The sequence below is a fragment of the Streptomyces sp. NPDC051064 genome, assembly GCF_044455985.1.
Classification (GTDB): Bacteria; Actinomycetota; Actinomycetes; order Streptomycetales; family Streptomycetaceae; genus Streptomyces.
In genome coordinates this window covers 41574-59185 of sequence record NZ_JBITFK010000008.1, presented here as the reverse complement: position 1 = coordinate 59185, position 17612 = coordinate 41574, and the positions used below count along the sequence as shown (strand labels likewise).

The 17612-nt window shown below is 69.9% G+C and carries 17 protein-coding genes; 16 read left to right on the top strand and 1 reads right to left on the bottom strand.

Annotated elements, in window-relative coordinates; translation table 11 throughout:
* Positions 1-5: 5 nt before the first annotated feature.
* The 3 genes from ACIBCU_RS27035 to nusB all read left to right on the top strand — a co-directional run bounded on the left by ACIBCU_RS27035 (position 6) and on the right by nusB (position 2189).
* Positions 6-1112, top strand: a complete 1107-nt coding sequence (locus ACIBCU_RS27035) for a M24 family metallopeptidase (protein WP_362929228.1) — start codon at positions 6-8, stop codon at positions 1110-1112.
* Between the two features lie 76 nt (positions 1113-1188).
* Positions 1189-1755, top strand: a complete 567-nt coding sequence (efp, locus tag ACIBCU_RS27030) for an elongation factor P (protein ID WP_014044814.1) — start codon at positions 1189-1191, stop codon at positions 1753-1755.
* Between the two features lie 2 nt (positions 1756-1757).
* Entirely contained in the window at positions 1758-2189 is a 432-nt protein-coding gene (gene nusB / locus ACIBCU_RS27025; protein WP_362929226.1) for a transcription antitermination factor NusB, read from the top strand.
* Positions 2190-2358: 169 nt separating this feature from the next.
* Here nusB and bldD read toward each other — a convergent pair whose 3' ends face one another.
* Positions 2359-2859 (bottom strand): transcriptional regulator BldD, encoded by a 501-nt coding sequence (gene bldD / locus ACIBCU_RS27020; protein WP_014157378.1) that lies wholly within the window; start codon positions 2857-2859, stop codon positions 2359-2361.
* A 221-nt stretch (positions 2860-3080) separates the two neighbouring features.
* Here bldD and pyrR point away from each other — a divergent pair, with 221 nt between their 5' ends.
* From pyrR to metK, 13 genes are all read left to right on the top strand, one after another.
* Positions 3081-3665 carry a bifunctional pyr operon transcriptional regulator/uracil phosphoribosyltransferase PyrR gene (pyrR, locus tag ACIBCU_RS27015; RefSeq protein ID WP_362929224.1) on the top strand — a complete coding sequence of 195 codons (585 nt, stop codon included), beginning with the start codon at positions 3081-3083 and terminating at the stop codon, positions 3663-3665.
* A gap of 90 nt (positions 3666-3755) precedes the next feature.
* On the top strand, positions 3756-4772 hold the full coding sequence (locus ACIBCU_RS27010) for an aspartate carbamoyltransferase catalytic subunit (protein ID WP_362929222.1): 1017 nt from the start codon (positions 3756-3758) through the stop codon (positions 4770-4772).
* Between the two features lie 2 nt (positions 4773-4774).
* Positions 4775-6061, top strand: coding sequence for a dihydroorotase (locus tag ACIBCU_RS27005; protein ID WP_362929220.1), 1287 nt, complete (start codon positions 4775-4777; stop codon positions 6059-6061).
* On the top strand, positions 6058-6672 hold the full coding sequence (locus ACIBCU_RS27000) for a hypothetical protein (RefSeq protein ID WP_362929218.1): 615 nt from the start codon (positions 6058-6060) through the stop codon (positions 6670-6672). The genes ACIBCU_RS27005 and ACIBCU_RS27000 overlap by 4 nt, the downstream gene beginning before the upstream one ends.
* Entirely contained in the window at positions 6669-7805 is a 1137-nt protein-coding gene (gene carA, locus ACIBCU_RS26995) for a glutamine-hydrolyzing carbamoyl-phosphate synthase small subunit (protein ID WP_399234622.1), read from the top strand. Before ACIBCU_RS27000 ends, carA begins: the two co-directional genes overlap by 4 nt.
* Complete coding sequence (gene carB / locus ACIBCU_RS26990) at positions 7798-11106, top strand: carbamoyl-phosphate synthase large subunit (RefSeq protein ID WP_362929214.1); 3309 nt, start codon at positions 7798-7800, stop codon at positions 11104-11106. The genes carA and carB overlap by 8 nt, the downstream gene beginning before the upstream one ends.
* Positions 11107-11160: 54 nt before the next feature.
* Positions 11161-12270 (top strand): quinone-dependent dihydroorotate dehydrogenase, encoded by a 1110-nt coding sequence (locus ACIBCU_RS26985; protein ID WP_362929212.1) that lies wholly within the window; start codon positions 11161-11163, stop codon positions 12268-12270.
* Positions 12267-13106, top strand: a complete 840-nt coding sequence (gene pyrF, locus ACIBCU_RS26980) for an orotidine-5'-phosphate decarboxylase (RefSeq protein ID WP_362929210.1) — start codon at positions 12267-12269, stop codon at positions 13104-13106. The genes ACIBCU_RS26985 and pyrF overlap by 4 nt, the downstream gene beginning before the upstream one ends.
* Positions 13107-13350: 244 nt before the next feature.
* Entirely contained in the window at positions 13351-13674 is a 324-nt protein-coding gene (locus tag ACIBCU_RS26975; protein WP_014157387.1) for an integration host factor, read from the top strand.
* A 38-nt stretch (positions 13675-13712) separates the two neighbouring features.
* Positions 13713-14330, top strand: a complete 618-nt coding sequence (gene gmk / locus ACIBCU_RS26970) for a guanylate kinase (protein ID WP_362929208.1) — start codon at positions 13713-13715, stop codon at positions 14328-14330.
* A gap of 98 nt (positions 14331-14428) precedes the next feature.
* Entirely contained in the window at positions 14429-14701 is a 273-nt protein-coding gene (gene rpoZ, locus ACIBCU_RS26965) for a DNA-directed RNA polymerase subunit omega (RefSeq protein WP_003970369.1), read from the top strand.
* A 174-nt stretch (positions 14702-14875) separates the two neighbouring features.
* Entirely contained in the window at positions 14876-16078 is a 1203-nt protein-coding gene (gene coaBC, locus ACIBCU_RS26960; RefSeq protein WP_399234618.1) for a bifunctional phosphopantothenoylcysteine decarboxylase/phosphopantothenate--cysteine ligase CoaBC, read from the top strand.
* Between the two features lie 239 nt (positions 16079-16317).
* Positions 16318-17526 (top strand): methionine adenosyltransferase, encoded by a 1209-nt coding sequence (metK, locus tag ACIBCU_RS26955; RefSeq protein ID WP_362929204.1) that lies wholly within the window; start codon positions 16318-16320, stop codon positions 17524-17526.
* Positions 17527-17612 lie beyond the last annotated feature (86 nt).

Below are 17612 nucleotides of genomic sequence, written 5' to 3'. Positions count from 1 at the left end.
GGAACATGTCAGAGGTGTACGCCGTCCGACGCGGGCAGCTGCGTGACCGGTACGCCGCCGCCGGATCCGCGGCCGCCCTGGTCTCCCGCCCCGCCAACGTCCGCTATCTCGCGGGCGGGGCTCCGCCCGGCGCCGTGCTGCTGCTCGGCCCCGGGGAGGATGTCCTGCTCTCCCCCCGCGCGCCGACCGGGGACCCCGCCCACGGGCGCCCCGACGAGGGACTGCGACTGACCGTCCTCCCCGACGCCGACAGCGACCCGGTGGTCGCGGCGGCCGAGCTGGCCGGCCGTCTGCAGGCCGAGTCCCTGTCGGTCGAGGAACACGATCTGACGGTCTCCCGCCACCGCGCCATGAGTTCCGTCGCGCCCCGCCTGCGCCTCGGCGACCTGGGCAGCACGGTGGAGCAGCTTCGTCTCGTGAAGGACGAGGAGGAGATCGCCTGCCTGCGGATCGCCGCGGAGATCACCGACCAGGCGCTGGGCGAGCTCCTCGAATCCATCCTGGTGGGACGGACGGAACGCCACCTCGCCCTGGAGCTGGAGCGCCGGCTGGTGGATCATGGTGCCGACGGCCCGGCCTTCGCCACCTCGGTGGGGACAGGCCCCCACTCCGGTCTGGGGCGCCACCGGCCCACCGACCGCAGGGTCGAGGAGGGTGATTTCCTCTCCGTCTGCCTGGGAGCGAACTATCGCGGCTACCGCTGCGAGATCGGCCGGACCTTCGTCATCGGGACCAGTCCCGCGGACTGGCAGATCGAGCTCTACGACCTTGTTTTCGCCGCTCAGAGGGCCGGCAGGGAGGCTCTCGCCCCCGGCGCCGCCTACCGCGACGTGGACCGCGCGGCCCGCCATCTCCTGGACTCCGCGGGTCACGCGGACTGCCTCCAGCCCACCACAGGGCACGGGGTCGGACTCGAAATCGACGAGGACCCGCAGTTGGCACCGACAGCCATGGGTAAACTGGACGCTTGTGTGCCGGTCACCGTCGAACCGGGGGTCCACCTCCCGGGCCGGGGCGGTGTCCGGATCGATGACACGCTCGTCGTGCGCCCCGAGGCGGACGGCGGACCCGAGCTACTCACCATTACGACCAAGGAGCTGCTCGCGCTCTAGGGGGAACTCCTCGCGGAGGACTCCGGGCGCGCATCCTTTGTCGTCCACCAGCTTCAGTCCAGGAGATTCCGCAACCGTGGCTTCCACGAACGACCTCAAGAACGGCCTGGTGCTCAAGCTCGACGGAGGCCAGCTCTGGTCCGTCGTCGAGTTCCAGCACGTCAAGCCCGGCAAGGGCCCCGCCTTCGTGCGCACCAAGCTCAAGAACGTGCTCTCCGGCAAGGTCGTCGACAAGACGTTCAACGCCGGCGTGAAGGTCGAAACGGCCACCATCGACCGCCGCGACATGCAGTTCTCGTACATGGACGGCGAGTACTTCGTCTTCATGGACATGGACACGTACGACCAGCTCATGGTCGACCGCAAGGCCGTCGGCGACGCCGCCAACTTCCTGATCGAGGGCTTCACCGCCTCCGTGGCGCAGCACGAGGGCGAGGTGCTCTACGTCGAGCTGCCGGCCGCGGTCGAGCTGACCATCCAGCACACCGACCCGGGCGTCCAGGGCGACCGCTCCACCGGTGGCTCCAAGCCCGCCACCCTGGAGACCGGTTACGAGATCGGTGTCCCGCTCTTCATCACCACCGGCGAGAAGATCAAGGTCGACACCCGTACGGGCGACTACCTCGGCCGGGTGAACAGCTAACCGTGGCTGCCCGGAACAAGGCCCGCAAGCGCGCCTTCCAGATCCTTTTCGAGGCCGACCAGCGCGGTGAGTCCGTGCAGACGGTCCTCGCGGACTGGGTACGGCTCTCGCGGACCGACGACCGTCAGCCGCCGGTCGGTGAGTTCACGATGGAACTGGTCGAGGGGTACGCGCAGTACGCCGACCGGATCGACGACCTCATCATCACCTATGCCGTGGACTGGGAGATCGACCGCATGCCGGTCGTCGACCGGAGCATCCTGCGGCTCGGGGCGTACGAGCTGATCTGGATGGACTCGACCCCGGACGCCGTGGTGATCGACGAGGCGGTCCAGCTCGCCAAGGAGTTCTCCACGGACGACTCCCCGACCTTCGTGAACGGCCTGCTGGCCCGGTTCAAGGACCTCAAGCCGAATCTCCGCCGGGAGCAGTAGCCTCCGGCGGCGACAGAGCCGAACGAAGGGCCCACGGTCGCGTGCGACCGTGGGCCCTTCGGCGTGTCCGCCCCGGCTGCGGCGGACGGGCCGGGACATGAGAACGCCGGGCCGGCGGGGTCCTGGGGACCCCGCCGACCCGGCGGCACGCTCTTCGTGGTGCTGGTGGTCAGCCCTCGTCGTGGGCCACGGCGCGACGCGCGTCGGCGTCCAGCACACCCCAGCTGATCAGCTGCTCCGTGAGCACGGACGGCGACTGGTCGTAGATCACGGCCAGGGTGCGCAGGTCGTCCTGGCGGATGGACAGCACCTTGCCGTTGTAGTCGCCGCGCTGGCTCTGGATCGTCGCCGCGTAACGCTGCAGCGGTCCGGCCTTCTCCGGCGGCACGTGGGCGAGGCGCTCGAGGTCGAGGACCAGCTTCGGCGGCGGCTCGGCGGCACCGCCAGGAGTCGTACCGGGCAGGAGCTCCTGCACCGGAACGCCGTAGAAGTCGGCCAGCTCGGCAAGGCGCTGAACGGTCACGGCGCGGTCGCCGCGCTCGTAGGAACCGACCACGACGGCCTTCCAGCGGCCCTGCGACTTCTCCTCCACGCCGTGGAGGGAGAGGCCTTGCTGGGTGCGGATGGCGCGGAGCTTGGCCCCGAGCTGCTTTGCGTATTCGCTGGACATGAGGCTCCCCGGACGCTGGAACATTCTGCGGCTGGGCCGCGTGGCTGGTAACTCACTGTGAGGTTACGCAGCGTTACTTGGCTGCGTCAAGCCGAAAGGTCCGGACTGCGGCCTCCCGGGGGCGGGTCCAGGGCCTCGCACAAGCCCTGGTAACGTGGGTGACGCAATTTCGACGTCCTTTAACGTCCGTCCAGTGAGGCGGAGAAGGAGGTCCGTTTCTTATGGACGCACAGCATGACCACACCGGCAATGCGGCCCGCCCCGTTCTTGAGGCTCCCGACATCGCCCGGGTACTGACCCGAATCGCCCACGAGATCGTCGAACGCGCCAAGGGCGCCGACGACGTGGTGCTCCTCGGCATCCCGACACGAGGGGTCTTCCTCGCCCGTCGGCTCGCCGGAAAGCTCGAAGAGATCACCGGCCGGAAGACGCCGGTCGGGTCACTCGACATCACGATGTACCGCGACGATCTGCGGATGCGCCCGGCGCGTGCTCTCGCACGCACCGAGATCCCCGGTGAGGGCATCGAGGGCAGCCTCGTCGTGCTCGTCGACGACGTGCTCTTCTCCGGCCGCACGATCCGCGCCGCACTCGACGCGCTCGGCGACATCGGCCGGCCCCGTGCCGTACAGCTCGCGGTCCTCGTCGACCGGGGCCACCGCGAACTCCCGATCCGTGCCGACTACGTCGGCAAGAACCTCCCCACGTCGCTGCGGGAGACGGTCAAGGTCCAGCTCGCCGAGGAGGACGGCCGCGACGCCGTGCTGCTCGGTGTCAAGCAGACCGTCCCGGCAGGCGAGCAGTAGCCGAGTCCCGTCCCGTGCGCCCGAAAGGCCGCACGGCCGCTTCCGCACGCTCGCCTGCCTGATCCCTCCACCCTTCACGGAGACTCCCAGATGCTGCGCCCTCCCGGGGACAACCCCCGGACACCCCGCCACCTCATCTCGGCCGCAGACCTCACCCGCGACGACGCCGTCCTGATCCTCGACACCGCCGAGGAGATGGCGAGGGTCGCCGACCGGCCGATCAAGAAGCTTCCCACCCTGCGTGGACGAACGGTCGTCAACCTCTTCTTCGAGGACTCGACCCGGACGCGGATCTCGTTCGAGGCCGCCGCCAAGCGCCTCTCCGCCGACGTCATCAACTTCTCCGCGAAGGGCTCGTCCGTCTCCAAGGGCGAGTCGCTCAAGGACACCGCCCTGACCCTGGAGGCCATGGGGGCCGACGCCGTCGTCATCCGGCACGGCGCCTCCGGAGCCCCGTACCGCCTCGCGACCTCGGGCTGGATCGACAGCGCCGTCGTCAACGCGGGTGACGGCACGCACGAGCACCCCACCCAGGCACTGCTCGACGCGTTCACGATGCGCCGCAGGCTGGTGGGGGCCGACGCGGGCATCGGCCGCGACCTCGAAGGCCGCCGGATCACGATCGTCGGCGACATCCTGCACAGCCGCGTGGCGCGCTCCAACGTGCACCTGCTGCACACGCTCGGTGCGCACGTCACCCTGGTGGCCCCGCCCACCCTCGTGCCCGTAGGCGTGGAGCAGTGGCCCTGCGACGTCAGCTACCGCCTCGACGACGTGCTGCCGAAGTCCGACGCCGTCATGATGCTCCGTGTGCAGCGCGAGCGGATGAACGCCGCCTACTTCCCGACCGAGCGCGAGTACTCCCGCCGCTACGGCCTGGACGGCGAACGCATGGCGCGGATGCCCGAGCACGCCATCGTGATGCACCCCGGCCCGATGGTCCGCGGCATGGAGATCACCGCCGAGGTCGCGGACTCCGACCGCTGCACCGCCGTCGAACAGGTCGCGAACGGCGTCTCCACCCGCATGGCCGTCCTGTACCTGCTGCTGGGCGGTTCCGAGACCGCCCTGCCGTCCGCCTCCGCCCGTACCGAGGAGAACAAGTAACCATGAGCAAGATCCTGATCCGCGGTGCGAAGGTCCTCGGCGGCGAGCCGCAGGACGTCCTCATCGACGGCGAGACCGTCGCGGAGACCGGCACGGGCATCGAGGCGGGCGACGCCACCGTGATCGAGGCGGCAGGCCGGATCCTGTTGCCGGGCCTCGTCGACCTGCACACCCACCTGCGCGAGCCCGGCCGCGAGGACTCCGAGACCGTCCTCACCGGGACCAAGGCGGCCGCGGTCGGCGGCTTCACCGCCGTCCACGCCATGGCCAACACCTTCCCCGTCGCCGACACCGCCGGCGTCGTCGAGCAGGTCTGGCGGCTCGGCAAGGAGTCCGGCTACTGCGACGTGCAGCCCGTCGGCGCCGTCACCGTCGGCCTGGAGGGCAAGCAGCTCGCCGAACTCGGCGCCATGCACGACTCCGCCGCCGGGGTGAAGGTCTTCTCCGACGATGGCAAGTGCGTCGACGACGCCGTGATCATGCGCCGCGCGCTGGAGTACGTGAAGGCCTTCGACGGTGTCGTCGCCCAGCACGCCCAGGAGCCCCGCCTCACCGAGGGCGCCCAGATGAACGAGGGCGTCGTCTCGGCCGAGCTCGGCCTCGGCGGCTGGCCCGCCGTCGCCGAGGAGTCGGTCATCGCGCGCGACGTCCTCCTCGCCGCCCACGTCGGCTCCCGGGTCCACATCTGCCACCTGTCGACCGCCGGCTCCGTGGAGATCGTCCGCTGGGCCAAGTCCAAGGGCTGGAACGTCACCGCCGAGGTCACCCCGCACCACCTGCTCCTCACCGACGAGCTCGTACGGACCTACAACCCGGTCTACAAGGTGAACCCGCCGCTGCGCACCGAGGCCGACGTCATGGCCCTGCGCGAGGCCCTCGCCGACGGCACCATCGACTGTGTGGCCACCGACCACGCGCCGCACCCGCACGAGGACAAGGACTGCGAGTGGGCCGCCGCCGCCATGGGCATGGTGGGCCTGGAGACCGCGCTCTCCGTGGTCCAGCAGACGATGGTGGACACCGGGCTCCTCGACTGGGCGGGCGTCGCCGACCGCATGTCGTTCCGCCCCGCTGCCATCGGCCGGCTCGAAGGACACGGCCGGCCCGTCTCGGCGGGTGAGCCCGCCAACCTCACTCTGGTCGATCCGGCATACCGTGGAGCTGTGGACCCCGCGGGCTTCGCCTCCCGCAGCCGCAACACTCCGTACGAGGGTCGCGAGCTGCCCGGCCGAGTGACCCACACCTTCCTGCGGGGCCGTGCCACGGTCGTCGACGGGAAGCTCGCGTGACAACACTCAACCCCCTCTACCAGCTGGCCGCCGAAGAGAAGTCGGCCGAAGTGACGGACTGGTCCGCCCGCATCAGCTGGGTCATCGGACTGGTCGTCCTCATCGCCTTCGTCTACTGGCTGATGCGCCAGGGATGGAAGTGGCGGGGGAGCCTGCAGTCCGGCCTGCCCGAGCTCACGACCACCCCCGAAGGGTTCGCGGACGGCGAGAAGCTGCTCACACTCACCGGCCGCTACCACGCCTCGACGACCGCCGGGCAGTGGCTCGACCGGATCGTGGCGCACGGCCTCGGCACCCGCAGCCGGGTCGAGCTGACGCTCACCGCGCAGGGCCTCGACGTCGTACGCACCGGGGCGGCCGACTTCTTCGTGCCGGCCGCCGCGCTGCGCGAGGCCAGGCTCGACAAGGCGCTCGCCGGCAAGGTCCTGCCCGAGGGCGGCCTCCTGGTCATCACCTGGGAGCACGGCGACCGGCTGATCGACTCCGGCTTCCGCTCCGACCACGCGGCCGAGCACCAGGCGTGGGTCCACGCCGTCAATCACCTCACCGGCGCAGCCGGTGACCACCTCACCAGCACCACCACCAGCACGACGGAAGGCACCGCACGATGACGATCTCCACCCGGGGAGCCGGAAAGGCTCCCGCCGTACTCGTCCTGGAGGACGGCCGCTCCTTCCGCGGCCGCGCCTACGGGGCCGTGGGGGAGACCTTCGGCGAGGCGGTGTTCTCCACCGGCATGACCGGTTACCAGGAAACGCTCACCGACCCCTCGTACCACCGCCAGGTCGTCGTCATGACCGCCCCGCACGTCGGCAACACCGGCGTGAACGACGAGGACCCCGAGTCGAAGCGGATCTGGGTCTCCGGCTACGTCGTGCGCGACCCCGCCCGCGTGCCCTCCAACTGGCGCGCGCAGCGCTCGCTGGACGAAGAGCTGCGGAAGCAGGGCGTCGTCGGCATCAGCGGCATCGACACGCGCGCCCTGACCCGCCACCTGCGAGAGCGGGGCGCGATGCGGGTCGGCATCTTCTCCGGCAACGCGCTGCCCGACGAGGGCACGATGCTCGCCGAGGTGCGCCAGGCGCCCGAGATGGTCGGCGCGAACCTCTCCGAGGAGGTTGCAACCAAGGAGAAGTACGTCGTCCCCGCAATCGGTGAGAAGAAGTTCACCGTCGCAGCGCTCGACCTCGGCATCAAGGGCATGACCCCGCACCGCATGGCCGAGCGCGGGATCGAGGTGCACGTCCTGCCCGCCACGGCGACGCTGGACGATGTGTACGCGATCAACCCCGACGGCTTCTTCCTGTCGAACGGTCCGGGCGACCCCTCCACCGTCGACCTGACCGTCGTCAAGGGCGTTCTGGAGCGCAAGACGCCCCTCTTCGGTATCTGCTTCGGCAACCAGATCCTGGGCCGCGCCCTCGGCTTCGGCACGTACAAGCTGAAGTACGGCCACCGCGGCATCAACCAGCCCGTGCAGGACCGCACGACCGGCAAGGTCGAGGTCACCGCGCACAACCACGGCTTCGCCGTCGACGCCCCCCTCGACAAGGTCTCGGACACGGCGTTCGGCCGCGCCGAGGTCTCCCACGTATGCCTGAACGACCAGGTCGTCGAAGGCCTCCAGCTGCTCGACCAGCCGGCCTTCAGCATCCAGTACCACCCCGAAGCAGCCGCGGGTCCGCACGACGCCGCGTACCTCTTCGACCGTTTCGTCACCCTGATGGAGGGCCCGCGTGCCTAAGCGCTCCGATATCCAGTCCGTCCTGGTCATCGGCTCCGGCCCGATCGTCATCGGGCAGGCCGCCGAGTTCGACTACTCAGGCACCCAGGCCTGCCGCGTGCTCAAGGCTGAGGGCCTGCGCGTCATCCTGGTGAACTCCAACCCGGCGACGATCATGACCGACCCGGAGATCGCCGACGCCACGTACGTCGAGCCGATCACCCCCGAGTTCGTCGAGAAGATCATCGCCAAGGAGCGCCCCGACGCGCTGCTCCCGACCCTGGGCGGCCAGACGGCGCTCAACACCGCGATCTCCATGCACGAGAACGGTGTCCTGGAGAAGTACGGCGTCGAGCTGATCGGCGCCAACGTCGAGGCCATCAACAAGGGCGAGGACCGCGACCTCTTCAAGGGAGTCGTCGAAGCCGTCAAGGCGAAGATCGGTTACGGCGAGTCCGCCCGCTCCGTCATCTGCCACACGATGGACGACGTCATCGCGGGCGTCGACACCCTCGGCGGCTACCCCGTCGTCGTCCGCCCCTCCTTCACGATGGGCGGCGCCGGCTCCGGCTTCGCCCACGACGAGGAGGAGCTGCGCCGCATCGCCGGACAGGGCCTCACGCTCTCGCCGACCACCGAGGTGCTCCTGGAGGAGTCCATCCTCGGCTGGAAGGAGTACGAGCTGGAGCTGATGCGCGACAAGAACGACAACGTCGTGGTCGTCTGCTCCATCGAGAACTTCGACCCGATGGGCGTCCACACCGGCGACTCGATCACGGTCGCCCCGTCGATGACGCTCACCGACCGTGAGTACCAGCGGCTGCGTGACATCGGCATCGCGATCATCCGCGAGGTCGGCGTCGACACCGGCGGCTGCAACATCCAGTTCGCCATCGACCCGGCCGACGGCCGGATCATCGTGATCGAGATGAACCCGCGCGTCTCCCGCTCCTCGGCGCTCGCCTCGAAGGCCACCGGCTTCCCGATCGCCAAGATCGCCGCCAAGCTGGCCGTCGGCTACACGCTCGACGAGATCCCCAACGACATCACCGAGAAGACCCCGGCCTCCTTCGAGCCGTCTCTCGACTACGTCGTGGTCAAGGCCCCGCGCTTCGCCTTCGAGAAGTTCCCGTCCGCCGACTCCACCCTCACCACCACCATGAAGTCGGTGGGCGAGGCCATGGCGATCGGCCGCAACTTCACCGAGGCCCTCCAGAAGGCCCTGCGCTCCCTGGAGAAGAAGGGCTCGCAGTTCGCCTTCACCGGCGAGACGGGCGACAAGGCCGAGCTGCTCGCCGAGGCGGTCCGCCCCACGGACGGCCGCATCAACACCGTGATGCAGGCGATCCGTGCCGGCGCCACCCAGGAAGAGGTCTTCGACGCCACGAAGATCGACCCCTGGTTCGTCGACCAGCTCTTCCTGATCAAGGAGATCGCCGACGAGCTGGCCGCCGCCGAGCGCCTCGACACCGAACTCCTCGCCGAGGCCAAGCGGCACGGCTTCTCCGACACGCAGATCGGCGAGATCCGCGGCCTGCGCGAGGACGTCGTGCGCGAGGTCCGGCACGCGCTGGGCATCCGCCCGGTCTACAAGACGGTCGACACCTGCGCCGCCGAGTTCGCCGCGAAGACGCCGTACTTCTACTCCAGCTACGACGAGGAGAGCGAGGTCGCGCCCCGCACCAAGCCGGCGGTGATCATCCTCGGCTCCGGCCCGAACCGCATCGGCCAGGGCATCGAGTTCGACTACTCGTGCGTCCACGCCTCGTTCGCCCTGCACGACGCGGGCTACGAGACCGTCATGGTCAACTGCAACCCGGAGACCGTCTCCACGGACTACGACACCTCCGACCGGCTCTACTTCGAGCCGCTCACGCTCGAGGACGTCCTGGAGATCGTGCACGCCGAGTCGCTGGCCGGCCCGATCGCCGGTGTGATCGTCCAGCTCGGCGGCCAGACACCCCTGGGGCTCTCGCAGGCACTCAAGGACAACGGCGTGCCGGTCGTGGGGACGTCCCCCGAGGCCATCCACGCCGCCGAGGACCGCGGCGCCTTCGGCCGGGTGCTCGCCGAGGCCGGACTGCCGGCCCCGAAGCACGGCACCGCCACCACCTTCGCCGAGGCCAAGGCCATCGCCGACGAGATCGGCTACCCCGTCCTCGTGCGCCCGTCCTACGTGCTCGGCGGACGCGGCATGGAGATCGTCTACGACGAGACCCGGCTGTCCTCCTACATCTCCGAGTCCACCGAGATCAGCCCCACCCGGCCGGTCCTGGTCGACCGCTTCCTCGACGACGCGATCGAGATCGACGTCGACGCGCTCTACGACGGCACCGAGCTCTACCTCGGCGGCGTCATGGAGCACATCGAGGAGGCCGGTATCCACTCCGGCGACTCCGCCTGCGCGCTGCCCCCGATCACGCTCGGCGGCTACGACATCAAGCGGCTGCGTGCCTCCACCGAGGGCATCGCCAAGGGCGTCGGCGTACGCGGGCTGATCAACATCCAGTTCGCGCTCTCCGGCGACATCCTGTACGTCCTGGAGGCCAACCCGCGTGCCTCGCGGACCGTCCCCTTCACCTCGAAGGCGACCGCGGTCCCGCTCGCGAAGGCCGCCGCCCGCATCTCGCTGGGCGCGACCGTCGCGGAGCTGCGCGCGGAGGGCCTGCTGCCGAAGCAGGGCGACGGCGGCACCCTGCCGCTGGACGCGCCGATCTCCGTCAAGGAGGCCGTCATGCCGTGGTCGCGCTTCCGCGACATCCACGGCCGCGGCGTCGACACGGTCCTCGGCCCGGAGATGCGCTCCACCGGCGAGGTCATGGGCATCGACTCGGTGTTCGGCACCGCGTACGCCAAGTCGCAGGCCGGCGCCTACGGCCCGCTGCCCACCAAGGGGCGTGCCTTCATCTCCGTCGCCAACCGCGACAAGCGCTCCATGATCTTCCCGGCGCGCGAGCTGGTCGCCCACGGCTTCGAGCTGCTGGCCACCTCCGGCACCGCCGAGGTGCTCAAGCGTAACGGCATCAACGCCACGGTCGTGCGCAAGCAGTCCGAGGGTGAGGGCCCGAACGGCGAGAAGACGATCGTCCAGCTGATCCACGACGGCGAAGTCGACCTCATCGTCAACACGCCGTACGGGACGGGCGGCCGTCTCGACGGCTACGAGATCCGCACCGCGGCCGTCGCCCGGTCCGTGCCGTGCCTCACGACGGTCCAGGCGCTCGCCGCCGCCGTCCAGGGCATCGACGCGCTGAACCACGGCGACGTCGGCGTACGTTCCCTCCAGGAACACGCGGAACATCTGACCGCGGCCCGCGACTAGCTGCCCGATGGGGGACACCGGAAACGGTGTCCCCCTCTTCATGAGGACACCGTGATGTACAAACTCTTCTTCCAGCTGGTCTTCAAGCGGATGGACCCGGAGCAGGCCCACTACCTGGCGTTCCGATGGATCCGCCTCGCCGCCCGCACCCCCGTACTGCGCACCTTCCTCGCCGCCGCGCTCGCCCCCCGCCACAAGGAGCTGCGCACCGAGGCCCTCGGCCTGCGGATGCACGGCCCCTTCGGGCTCGCCGCCGGCTTCGACAAGAACGCGATCGCCATCGACGGCATGTCCATGCTCGGCTTCGACCACATCGAGATCGGCACGGTCACCGGCGAGCCGCAGCCCGGCAACCCCAGGAAGCGGCTGTTCCGCCTCGTCGAGGACCGGGCGCTGATCAACCGCATGGGCTTCAACAACGAGGGCTCCGCGGCCGTGGCCGAACGCCTCGCCGCCCGCACCCCGGTCTTCCGTACGACCGTCGGTGTCAACATCGGCAAGACCAAGGCCGTCCCCGAGGACGAGGCCGTGGGCGACTACGTGAAGTCCACCGAGCGGCTCGCCGCCCACGCCGACTACCTCGTCGTGAACGTCTCCTCGCCCAACACGCCCGGACTGCGCAACCTCCAGGCCACCGAGGCGCTCCGCCCGCTGCTCACCGCCGTGCGTGAGGCCGCCGACCGCACCGTCACCGGCCGGCGGGTCCCGCTCCTCGTGAAGATCGCCCCGGACCTCGCGGACGAGGACGTCGACGCGGTGGCCGACCTCGCCGTCGAGCTCGGTCTGGACGGCATCATCGCCACCAACACCACCATCGCCCGCGACGGCCTCGGCCTGAAGTCCGGCGCGTCCCTGGTCAAGGAGACCGGCGGACTCTCCGGCGCGCCCCTCAAGGAGCGCTCCCTGGAGGTCCTGAGCCGTCTGTACGCCCGTGTGGGGACCCGGATCACCCTGGTGGGCGTCGGGGGCATCGAGAACGCCGAGGACGCCTGGCAGCGCATCCTGGCCGGTGCCACGCTCGTCCAGGGCTACAGCGCCTTCATCTACGAGGGCCCGTTCTACGCCCGCGCGGTCCACAAGGGCCTGGCCGCCCGCCTGGCCGCATCCCCGTACGCCACCCTCGCCGAAGCCGTCGGCGCCGAGACACGGAAGGTCATGCAGTGACCCTGGACCCCTTCGGCGCGCGCCTGCGCCACGCCATGGACACCCGCGGGCCGCTCTGCGTCGGCATCGACCCGCACTCCTCCCTGCTCACCTCCTGGGGCCTGAACGACGACGTCGCGGGCCTGGAACGCTTCACCCGTACGGTCGTCGAGGCACTGGCCGACCGGGTCGCCGTGCTCAAACCGCAGTCCGCGTTCTTCGAGCGCTTCGGATCGCGCGGTATCGCCGTCCTGGAGAAGGCCGTCGAAGAGGCCCGCGCGGCGGGGGCCCTCGTGCTGATGGACGCCAAGCGCGGTGACATCGGGTCGACCATGGAGGCCTACGCTGCCACCTACCTCGACAAGGACTCGCCGCTCTTCTCCGACGCGGTCACCGTCTCGCCGTATCTCGGCTTCGGTTCGCTGCGCCCCGCGCTGGAGGCCGCCGAGACCTCCGGTGCGGGAGTCTTCGTGCTCGCCCTCACCTCCAACCCGGAGGGCGCGGAGGTCCAGCGGGCCACCGCAGCGGACGGAAGGCCGCTCGCCCAGGTGATGCTCGACCACATGGCCGCCGAGAACGCGGGGGCGGCGCCGCTCGGCTCCGTCGGCGCGGTGGTCGGTGCCACGCTCGGGGACGCGGGTGTGGATCTGGCGATCAACGGTCCGCTGCTCGCTCCCGGCATCGGCGCCCAGGGCGCGACCCCCGCGGATCTGCCCGGTGTGTTCGGCGCCTCGGTGGGCAACGTGGTGCCGAGCGTGAGCCGGGGCGTGCTCCGCCACGGACCGGACGCGTCAGGGCTGCGCGAAGCCGCCGGACGGTTCGCGGACGAGGTCCGTACGGCCGTCTCGGAAAGCTGACCATGCCACGTAACAGCCTGTTGACGGAATCCTGACCAGAAATCCGGGTTGTTATGGCCGGAATGTCCGGGTCGGCTCAGGCTGACCAGGACTTTTCGTCTGTTCTCGCTGACTCAGGCGGCCATGGCCGCTAGTCTCCGTCGAGAGCCAACGAGCACTCGTTGTTCGTTGCTCACCAGGTGTGGGGCTACCAGGTTCCTCACCGGTCCGTATCCGACAGATCGACATCCGAGGTGACGTAGGCGTGGCTCTTCCGCCCCTTACCCCTGAACAGCGCGCAGCCGCGCTCGAAAAGGCCGCCGCGGCTCGCCGGGAGCGGGCCGAGGTCAAGAATCGACTCAAGCACTCCGGCGCCTCGCTCCATGAGGTCATCAAGCAGGGCCAGGAGAACGACGTCATCGGCAAGATGAAGGTCTCCGCCCTTCTCGAGTCCCTGCCGGGCGTGGGCAAGGTCCGCGCCAAGCAGATCATGGAGCGTCTCGGCATCTCCGAGAGCCGCCGTGTCCGGGGTCTTGGCTCCAACCAGATCGCATCCTTGGAGCGTGAGTTCGGCGGCAGCGCCGCCTGACGTTCTCAGGCACTCCTGAGAACGGGGATAATCGCCCCATGGCTGCAACATCCCGGGGGACGTCCCCCGTACCCCCGGACGTACGTCCGCGGCTGACCGTGCTCTCCGGCCCCTCAGGGGTCGGCAAGAGCACGGTCGTCGCTCATATGCGCAAGGTTCACCCCGAGGTCTGGCTCTCGGTGTCCGCGACGACCCGTAAGCCACGCCCCGGCGAGCGCAACGGCGTCCACTACTTCTTCGTGGAGGACGAGGAGTTCGACAAGCTGATCGCCAACGGCGAACTCCTGGAGTGGGCCGAGTTCGCGGGCAACCGGTACGGCACGCCGCGCCGGGCCGTGCTCGACCGCCTGGAGGCGGGCGAGCCGGTGCTGCTGGAGATCGACCTCCAGGGCGCCCGACTGGTCCGCCAGTCGATGCCCGAGGCGCAGCTCGTCTTCCTGGCGCCGCCCGGCTGGGACGAGCTGGTGCGCCGGCTCACCGGCCGCGGAACGGAGTCGCAGGAAGTGATCGAGCGCCGGCTCGCCGCGGCGAAGGTCGAGCTGGCCGCCGAGGCGGAGTTCGACACCACGCTCGTCAACACCTCGGTCGAGGACGTGGCGCGCGAGCTGCTAACGTTGATGCTGCAGGCTTCCGGCCTCCGTGGTAGCGACGACTGACCCACTGTCCTCACCGTCCACGGACGCAGAGCATCACCACTGCGGAACCAGCATGATCAAAGATCTCTTTGATCTCTATCCCCTTCGGAAGGCAGAGAGTGTCCTCTTCCATCACCACGCCCGAGGGCATCATCAACCCGCCGATTGATGAGCTCCTCGAGGCCACCGACTCGAAGTACAGCCTTGTGATCTACGCCGCCAAGCGCGCGCGTCAGATCAACGCGTACTACTCGCAGCTCGGCGAAGGCCTCCTCGAGTACGTCGGTCCGCTCGTCGACACCCACGTGCACGAGAAGCCGCTCTCGATCGCGCTCCGCGAGATCAACGCGGGCCTGCTGACCTCCGAGGCCATCGAGGGCCCCGCGCAGTAAGCAGGCGGCAGGAAACGCACCTTCACCACAGGCCCGGCGGTCGGTACCCGCCGGGCCTGTGGTGTGTCCGGCGCCGGACCCGCCGGAGTGCCTCGCGGGCGGTGAGGCAGCATGGGGTACGTACGTCATGAGGCCGCACGCGAGTGCGCGGAGACACGAGTGCGGGGAGACGCAGTGGAGAAGCCGAGGGTCGTCCTGGGGGTCAGCGGAGGCATCGCCGCGTACAAGGCGTGCGAACTGCTGCGGAGGCTGACCGAGTCCGGCCACGACGTACGGGTCGTCCCGACCGACGCGTCGCTGAACTTCGTCGGGGCGGCCACCTGGTCCGCCCTCTCCGGGAACCCCGTGTCGACCGAGGTCTGGGAGAGCGTGCACGAGGTGCCGCACGTCCGGATCGGCCAGGGCGCCGACCTCGTCGTGGTGGCCCCCGCCACCGCCGACATGCTCGCCAAGGCCGCCCACGGCCTCGCCGACGACCTCCTCACCAACACTCTGCTCACCGCGCGCTGTCCGGTCGTCTTCGCGCCCGCGATGCACACCGAGATGTGGGAGCACCCCGCCACCCAGGAGAACGTCGCCACCCTGCGCCGCCGCGGCGCCGTCGTCATCGAGCCCGCCGTCGGCCGGCTCACCGGCGTGGACACGGGCAAGGGCCGGCTGCCGGACCCCGGGGAGATCTTCGAGGTCTGCCGGCGCGTCCTGGCCCGGGGTGCCGGCGCCCCCGACCTCGCGGGCCGGCACGTGGTGATCAGCGCGGGCGGCACCCGTGAGCCGCTCGATCCGGTCCGCTACCTGGGCAACCGGTCCTCGGGCAAGCAGGGCTACGCCCTCGCCCGCACAGCCGTCGCCCGCGGCGCCCGGGTGACGCTGATCGAGGCGAACACCGGGCTGCCCGACCCCGCGGGCGCCGACGTCGTGCGCGCCGGGACCGCCGTACAGCTGCGCGAGGCCGTGCTGAAGGCGGCGGCCGACGCCGACGTGGTGGTGATGGCCGCGGCCGTCGCCGACTTCCGGCCCGCCGCCTACGCGACCGGGAAGATCAAGAAGAAGGACGGCCAGGAGCCGGCCCCCATCGCGCTCGTCCGCAATCCGGACATCCTCGCCGAGGTCGCCGCCGACCGCGCCCGGGAGGGGCAGCTCGTCGTCGGATTCGCCGCGGAGACCGACGACGTCCTCCGCAACGGCCGCGAGAAGCTCCGGCGCAAGGGCTGCGACCTCCTCGTCGTGAACGAGGTGGGGGAGCGCAAGACATTCGGGTCGGAGGAGAACGAAGCGGTCGTGCTCGGCGCCGACGGCGGTGAGACCCCCGTGCCGTACGGGCCGAAGGAAGCGCTTGCCGACACGGTTTGGGACCTGGTGGCCGCGCGTTTCGACTAGATTGCACACACGCCGTCGCGGCGGAAGAATCTCATGACATTCGGCCATATCTCGTACCCGGAAGGAGGGATTGTCGTACCGCCGTCAACAGTGCCGCAGGTCACAGACCTCCCAAGGGGCGAGACACGTGCCCCAATCACCGGAAGCGACCGATAAACTGGTCGACGGAATGTGCCGGGCGCAGCTCCCGGAGTTCCGACAATGATCAGCCAGCAGCCGCTGCAACCCCAGGGAGCGATGTGTCCCGCCGTCTCTTCACCTCGGAGTCCGTTACCGAGGGCCACCCCGACAAGATCGCTGACCAGATCAGCGACACGATTCTCGATGCCCTCCTGCGCGAGGACCCCTCCTCGCGCGTCGCGGTCGAGACCTTGATCACCACCGGTCTGGTGCATGTCGCGGGTGAGGTCACGACCAAGGCCTACGCCGACATCCCCAACCTCGTGCGCAACAAGGTCCTGGAGATCGGCTACGACTCCTCCAAGAAGGGCTTCGACGGAGCCTCCTGCGGCGTCTCGGTGTCCATCGGGGCGCAGTCCCCGGACATCGCCCAGGGTGTCGACACCGCGTACGAGAAGCGGGTCGAGGGCGACGAGGACGAGCTCGACAAGCAGGGCGCGGGCGACCAGGGGCTGATGTTCGGCTACGCCTGCGACGAGACGCCCGAGCTGATGCCTCTGCCGATCTACCTCGCGCACCGGCTCTCGCGCCGGCTCTCCGAGGTCCGCAAGAACGGGACCATCCCGTACCTGCGCCCCGACGGCAAGACCCAGGTCACCATCGAGTACGACGGCGACAAGGCCGTCCGCCTCGACACGGTCGTCGTCTCCTCGCAGCACGCCTCGGACATCGACCTGGACTCGCTGCTCGCGCCCGACATCCGCGAGTTCGTCGTCGAGCACGTCCTGAACCAGCTCATCGAGGACGGCATCAAGCTGGACACCGACGGCTACCGCCTCCTGGTCAACCCGACCGGCCGCTTCGAGATCGGCGGCCCGATGGGCGACGCGGGCCTCACGGGCCGCAAGATCATCATCGACACGTACGGCGGTATGGCCCGCCATGGCGGCGGCGCGTTCTCCGGCAAGGACCCGTCCAAGGTCGACCGCTCGGCCGCGTACGCCATGCGCTGGGTCGCCAAGAACGTCGTGGCGGCCGGGCTCGCCACCCGTTGCGAGGTCCAGGTCGCCTACGCGATCGGCAAGGCCGAGCCGGTGGGCCTGTTCGTCGAGACCTTCGGCACCGCCGCGGTCGACACGGAGAAGATCGAGCACGCGATCGGTGAGGTCTTCGACCTCCGCCCGGCCGCGATCATCCGCGACCTCGACCTGCTCCGCCCGATCTACGCCCAGACCGCGGCGTACGGGCACTTCGGCCGCGAGCTCCCCGACTTCACCTGGGAGCGCACCGACCGCGTGGACGCGCTGCGCCAGGCGGCGGGGATCTAGCACCGCTTGCAGTCCTGCACGACGGGGGCCCGGACACCGCACGAGGTGTCCGGGCCCCCGCGCGTGCGGCCCTCCCGGGCCGCCGG